Consider the following 5,695-nt stretch of genomic DNA (forward strand, 5'->3'; position numbering starts at 1 on the left):
GGCCGGAGGGGCGGGGGAGGCCAGAGCGGGATCCGTTTCTCGACAACGCGAAGTTCCTGCTCATCGTGCTCGTCGTCATCGGCCACACCTGGCCGATGGGGCTGGTGGAGGGCTCCCGCACCGTCAAGGCGGGCTACCTGTGGATCTCCGCCTTCCATATGCCCGCCTTCATCCTGCTGAGCGGCTACTTCTCGCGCGGTTTCACCGCACGGCCCGCGCAGCTGCGCAAGCTGGTGGCCGGGGTGCTGGTGCCCTATCTCGTCTTCGAGGTCCTCTACAGCGCGGTGGAGGCCGCCGCCTGGGGCAAGCCGTTCCGGCTCACCCTCACGGAGCCCACGTTCGTGTGCTGGTTCCTGGCCGCGCTGTTCGTCTGGCGGCTGACGGTGCCGCTGTGGCGGGTGATCCCCTGGCCGGTGCCGGTCGCCGCGCTCGTCTCGCTGGCGGCGGGCACCTCCACCATGGGGTACGACCTGGCGCTGCCCAGGGTGCTGATGTTCCTGCCGTGGTTCGTGCTCGGACTGGCCCTGCGGCCCGCCCACTTCGCACGGCTGCGGGAGAGCCGCGTACTGCGGTGGTGCGCTGCGCCGGTGCTGGTGGCGGGCGGCGCCGCGGCGTACGCGGTGGCGCCGGGCACCGATGTGCACTGGCTGTGGATGAGCTACGGGCAGGCCGGGCTGGGCGTGAGCATCCTGCCGTATCTGCTGGTACGGCTCGGCCTGTTCGCGGTGGCGGCGCTGATGACCGGCGCCTTTCTGGCCCTGGTGCCCCGGCGCACCCGGTGGCTGGCCGGACTCGGGGCCGTGACGTTGTACCCCTATCTGCTGCACGGACTGCTGACCTCTGCCGCGCACGCCTACGGCTGGGACGCACCGCTGCGCCCGCTGGGCCCCTTCGGTGCCGCCCTGCTGACGGCCTGCGGAGCCGCCGTCGCCGTACTGCTGTCGACCGCGCCCGTACGGCGGCTCGCGCGGCCCCTCATCGAGCCACCGGTGCCCGGTCTGAACCGGTCGCGGCGCCGGGAAAGCTCGCCCGGAACGAGTGAGCCAAGGACGGCGTGATGGCCTGGGACCCTTTCACCGACACCTTCACCGACGCGTACACCGACACGTTCACCGACACCTCGATCGGCACCTCCATCGACACCTCCGCCGACCCCTTCGTGAAGGGCGCCTTCGAGAAGGGCCCGCCCGCGCGGGACGCGGCGGCGTCGGCCGTCGGCCCCTTCGCGCAGTCGGCACACCCCAGCCACTCCGCGCACCGTTTCCCCGCCCCGGCGGACGGCAGCCTCGACGGAGCCCACCCGGGACCGCAACCGCCCGGCGCGGGCTCCGCGTTCCCCGCCCCGGCGCCGGCGCCGCCGTCCTCGGGCACCCGGCGCCCGCGCGGCGGCCGGCCGGCCGGCGGCAGCCAGCACGGGGAAGGCCGCACCGGCGACGGCCTGACGGGAGGCGGCCGTACCGGAGGCGGGAGGAGTGCCCTGGCGGGAAGCGGCAGCGGCCGTACGGGTGGGGAGGCGACGGGGGCGCGTACCGGCGTGCGGGCGCGGGCGCGGGTGCGGCGGTCCGGCGGAGCATCGGCGCTGGGGGGACGGCCGAGCGGGCGTGACCCGTTTCTCGACAACGCGCGCTTCCTGCTGGTCGTCCTCGTCGTCCTGGGCCACAACTGGGCGCCCGTCGCCGACGCGATGCGCGGCGTCGAGGCCGCCTCGCTGCTGGTGTACTCCTTCCACATCCCCGCGCTGGCACTGCTGTGCGGCCATCTCTCCCGGAGCTTCACCGGGCGGCCGGACCAGATCCGCCGGCTGCTCACCCACGTACTGGTGCCCTACCTCGTCTTCGAGGCGGCTTACGCGGGGGTGCACACTCTCCTGTGGGACCGGCCGTTCACCGTCACGCCGACCCGGCCGGCTTTTGTGTGCTGGTTCCTGGCCGCGCTGTTCGTCTGGCGGCTGACCGCGCCCGTGTGGCGCGCCGTGCGCTGGCCGGTGTTCTTCGCGGCCGCGCTGTCCGTCGCCGCCGGGTTCACGGAGCTGGGGGACGAACTCGCGCTGCCACAGCTGCTGATGTACTGGCCCTGGTTCGTGCTGGGCCTGCGGCTGCGCGCCGACCAGCTGCGTCCGCTGCGCAACCGTGCGGCGCGCAGATGGGCGCTGCCGGTGATGGCCGCCGCCGCGGCCGGTGCCTGGTGGGCGGCGCCACTGGTGAGCCGCGAGTGGCTGCTGATGGAGGCGGGCGCCCATGAGCTGGGTTTGCCGCCGCTGCTGTATGTGGGAGTACGTGTCGGGCTGTTCGCCGTCGGTGCGGTGCTCGTCGCCGCGTTCCTCGCGCTCGTGCCCGCGCACCGGACCGGATACACCGTGCTGGGGGCCTGTGCGCTCTACCCGTTCCTGCTGCACGGGCTCGTGGTCAAGGCCGTCGAGAAGGCCGGTGGCTATCAGGCCGTGCTCACGGGCGGCCTGCTGGCGGTGGTGGGCACCACGGTGCTGGCCTGCGGCCTCGCGGTGCTGCTGGGGCTGCCGCACGTACGCAAGGTGCTGTGGCCGCTGGTCGAACCGCCCTTCCCCGGCTGGCTGCGCGGCCGTCCGGCACGCCCCGACGGTACGGCGCCGGACGCGGCCGGGCCGGACGGGGCGGCGCCGGAGGCCATGGTGCCGCACCCGTCGGGTGCGGGCGCCGGTACGGAGCCGGGGGCCGGGGCGCCGGCCGCGCCCACCGCGGTGGGCGCGGGGGCGAGCGTATCGGGGGCGATGGTTCCGGGAGCGATGGCGCCGGGGGCGATGACGTCGGGCGTATCGGGCATTCCGGGCGTGCCGGGTGTGTCCGGCGTCGCCGGCCGGGACCTCGGCGGTTGGCCCGCGGCGGGTGCGGTCCGCGGGGCGGACGGGGCACGGAACGTCGGCTGAACTTCCGATGGCCCGCGGACGGCGAGGCGCCGAAGCTCTGCCGATCGGCGGCGCCCGGGAGTGCGCCGCGCCGCCGCGGGCCCCTATACAGGGCCGAGGACCCCACGAACGCCCCGTCCCAAGGAGACCCCCTCCCCATGACGACCACAGCCACGTCCGGTCAGGCTCCCCCGGCCGCGACCCAGGGTCTGCCCCGGCCCAGGACCTTCGACGAGGTGCCCGGCTGGTTCTACCGCACCGACCTCATCCTCTTCGACTGGTTCCTGAGCCGGCAGCGGGACCGCGAACACCGCGGTGACCTGCTGGAAATGGGCGCCTACATGGGCAAGAGCGCCGTACTCATGGGCGGCTATCTGAACGCCCCCGAGGAACGCTTCACCGTCTGCGATCTGTTCGACGACCCCGAGGCCGCACCCGACAAGGCCAACGAGCGCGAGATGGAGCGCTCCTACTCGACGCTCACCCGGCGCGCCTTCGAGGCCAACTATCTGTCGTTCCACGACGAGCTGCCGGTGATCATGCAGGCCCCCACGTCAGTGGTGCCCGACGAGGTCGCGGACGGCAGCTGCCGCTTCGTCCATGTGGACGCCTCGCATCTGTACGAGCACGTGCACGGGGACATCGCCGCAGCGCGGGACGTGCTCGCTCCCGAAGGGCTCGTCGTCCTGGACGACTACCGCTCCGACCACACACCCGGCGTCGCCTGCGCCACCTGGCAGGCCGTGCTGGAGAGCGGGCTGCGGCCGGTGTGCGTCTCCAGCCACAAGTTCTACGGCACCTGGGGCGAGCCCCGGCCCTGGCAGGACGCGCTCCACGCGGAGCTGCGGGCCCGCGGCAAGTGCTGGCTGCAGTGGCAGGAGGTGGCGGGGCAACGGCTGTTGCTGGTGGGTGCCCGCAAGGCCGATCCGCCGAGCCTGCCCGTCTCCCGGCACGCTCCCCCCGCGGCGGCCACTGCTGCCGCTTCCGGCAAGCCCGCCCCCCGCGCCGCCGCGGCCCGCCGCCTCGCCGCCGACCTGCTCCCCCCAGTGATGACCCGCGCCTTGCGCCGCGCCCGGCGCTGAGCGGGACCTGGGAGCTGCCCGGCCGGTGATGTGCGGAGCCTGTCGCAAGCCGGACTCATCACCGCGCCCGGCCGAGGCGGTGGCGGTTCCGCTCGAACCCGGGTGGGGTTTCCGGTCGCGCCGTCGGCGGGCGGCGCGACCGGGACGCGGCTCAGCTGATCGGGCCGAAGATCTCGGTGCGGTCGAAGTCGGCGTCCATGCCGTCCAGCACCGCTCCCAGTTGCTTCTCCTCGTACGTGAAGTGCGTCTCCATCACCGCCTCGATCCCGTCCAGGTGGCGGTGTGCCACCTCCGGGTCGGCCGAGTCGGCCACCGCTTTCCGCAATCCACCGATGAGGTGCTCGATCATGTTGTGGTCCTGAGCCAGCTTCGCCACCACCGGCGCCAGGTCGGGTCGCGCCCGCACCAGTTCAGGGAAGAGCGAACCGTCCTCGGCGCGGTGGTGGCCGGTCAGGGCAGCGCAGAACCCGTGGCAGAACAACAGCAGGTCGGTGGCGGCGTCGGCAGGGTCGCCGCCGTCCAGTCCCGCCCGCGCCAGCGCCAGCGCATTGCGCAGCTTGCCGTGCACCCGCCGCAGTTCTGCGCCCCAGGCGGTGACGCGGTCAGCCGGCAAGTACGCCCTCCCGCCGCAGCCAGGCCGCGCACGCGGTCGTCCAGGACGCGGTGTGCGGCTCGCGCGCGATGAACTTGTGCGGCTCGCCGCCGTATTCCACGCCGTCGGCCAGGCCGATGCCGTGGCTGCCGCCCGGGTAGACGTGCAACTCCACCGGTACGGCGGCGGCCGCCAGCGCCCGGGTCCACTCCAGGGCGTTGGGCAGGCCCGGCGGGTCCTGGGCGGTGGCCCATACGAAGGTCGGGCACACCGACGCGTCCACGTGCTTGGCCGGGGACAGCTCGTCCTTGATGGGCAGCAGGTCGCCGAGCAGGTTCTCGACCACCGGCGGTGGCAGTAGGTCGAGGTCGGCCAGCGCGTAGGCCAGGATCGCGAAGTCCGGTCGGGGCGGGTCGGTGACGCCCTCTTCGATGGACAGGATGCGGCCGGTCATCAGCAGGCCGGCGAGTTGGCCGCCCGCGCTCGATCCGATGACGCCGACCCGGCCGGTGTCGAGGCCGTGGTCGCCGTTGCGGATGTGGTCCAACGCGGCCCGGGCGTCTTCGAGCGGGGCCGGGAACCGGTCCGGCAGCAGCCGGTAGGACAGGACGAAGGCGTGGATGCCGAGGCCGGACAGCCAGCGCGCGTAGCCTTCGCCTTCGTGCGGTGGGAGTTCCCGGAAGCCGCCGCCGGGCAGGACGAGGACGGCGGGTCGGGGGCCGGAGAACCGGTCCTCGGCGGGGTAAAGCGTGATCTTCTGTGAAATCGGGGTGGGAATGGCCGTAGCCACCTTTCGATACGACGCCTCCATGCCTGACGATCCATCCGCCACCGGCACGCGACGCTGCCCGGGAGTATAACCGCGAAGATCGCCGGGACCCGCTGTGGTTTCTGTGCCGCCCTCATGGCTTCATGTCTGAGTCAAGGCACCAGGCCGGCGTCCTCGCCGGCCTGGTGGGCGGCCGATCGTTGCGGGCGCCGGCCGCGTGCTGGTGAGCGCCTGGGCCGAGAGGGAGCTCCGTACGAAGAACCCGCTCAGCACAGTTGCCGTTCGGCGTCCAGTGGGTCGGCGGGGATGCGGAGGTGGGTGCGGGACCAGGCGCCGCGCAGGTTGGCCAGGAAGCGGGCGGGGGTGAGGGG

General features: G+C 73.5%; 5 protein-coding genes. 3 read left to right on the forward strand and 2 right to left on the reverse strand.

Features of this window, described 5'->3' with window-relative positions; translation table 11 throughout:
- From ITI46_RS32740 to ITI46_RS32750, 3 genes are all read left to right on the forward strand, one after another.
- On the forward strand, window positions 1–1,058 hold a 1,058-nt coding region (locus tag ITI46_RS32740; protein WP_209243585.1), incomplete at its 5' end, for an acyltransferase family protein.
- Complete coding sequence (locus ITI46_RS32745) at window positions 1,058–2,902, forward strand: acyltransferase family protein (protein ID WP_247746954.1); 1,845 nt, start codon at window positions 1,058–1,060, stop codon at window positions 2,900–2,902. The genes ITI46_RS32740 and ITI46_RS32745, both read left to right, overlap by 1 nt.
- A 137-nt stretch (window positions 2,903–3,039) precedes the next feature.
- Window positions 3,040–3,963, forward strand: coding sequence for a class I SAM-dependent methyltransferase (locus tag ITI46_RS32750; RefSeq protein ID WP_209243586.1), 924 nt, complete (start codon window positions 3,040–3,042; stop codon window positions 3,961–3,963).
- Between the two features lie 151 nt (window positions 3,964–4,114).
- Here the strand turns inward: ITI46_RS32750 and ITI46_RS32755 are convergent, their stop codons facing one another.
- Together ITI46_RS32755 and ITI46_RS32760 are read right to left on the reverse strand one after the other, a co-directional pair.
- On the reverse strand, window positions 4,115–4,576 hold the full coding sequence (locus ITI46_RS32755; protein WP_247746955.1) for a hemerythrin domain-containing protein: 462 nt from the start codon (window positions 4,574–4,576) through the stop codon (window positions 4,115–4,117).
- Entirely contained in the window at window positions 4,566–5,345 is a 780-nt protein-coding gene (locus ITI46_RS32760; RefSeq protein WP_209243587.1) for an alpha/beta hydrolase, read from the reverse strand. Before ITI46_RS32760 ends, ITI46_RS32755 begins: the two co-directional genes overlap by 11 nt.
- Window positions 5,346–5,695: the final 350 nt, after the last annotated feature.

The sequence above is a fragment of the Streptomyces oryzae genome, assembly GCF_017676365.1.
Lineage (GTDB): Bacteria > Actinomycetota > Actinomycetes > Streptomycetales > Streptomycetaceae > Streptomyces > Streptomyces oryzae.

Bases quoted from the DNA above. Each gene is read 5' to 3' on its own strand.
- ITI46_RS32745 (WP_247746954.1), top strand. From the start codon at position 1,058: ATGGCCTGGGACCCTTTCACCGACACCTTCACCGACGCGTACACCGAC.
- ITI46_RS32750 (WP_209243586.1), top strand. From the start codon at position 3,040: ATGACGACCACAGCCACGTCCGGTCAGGCTCCCCCGGCCGCGACCCAG.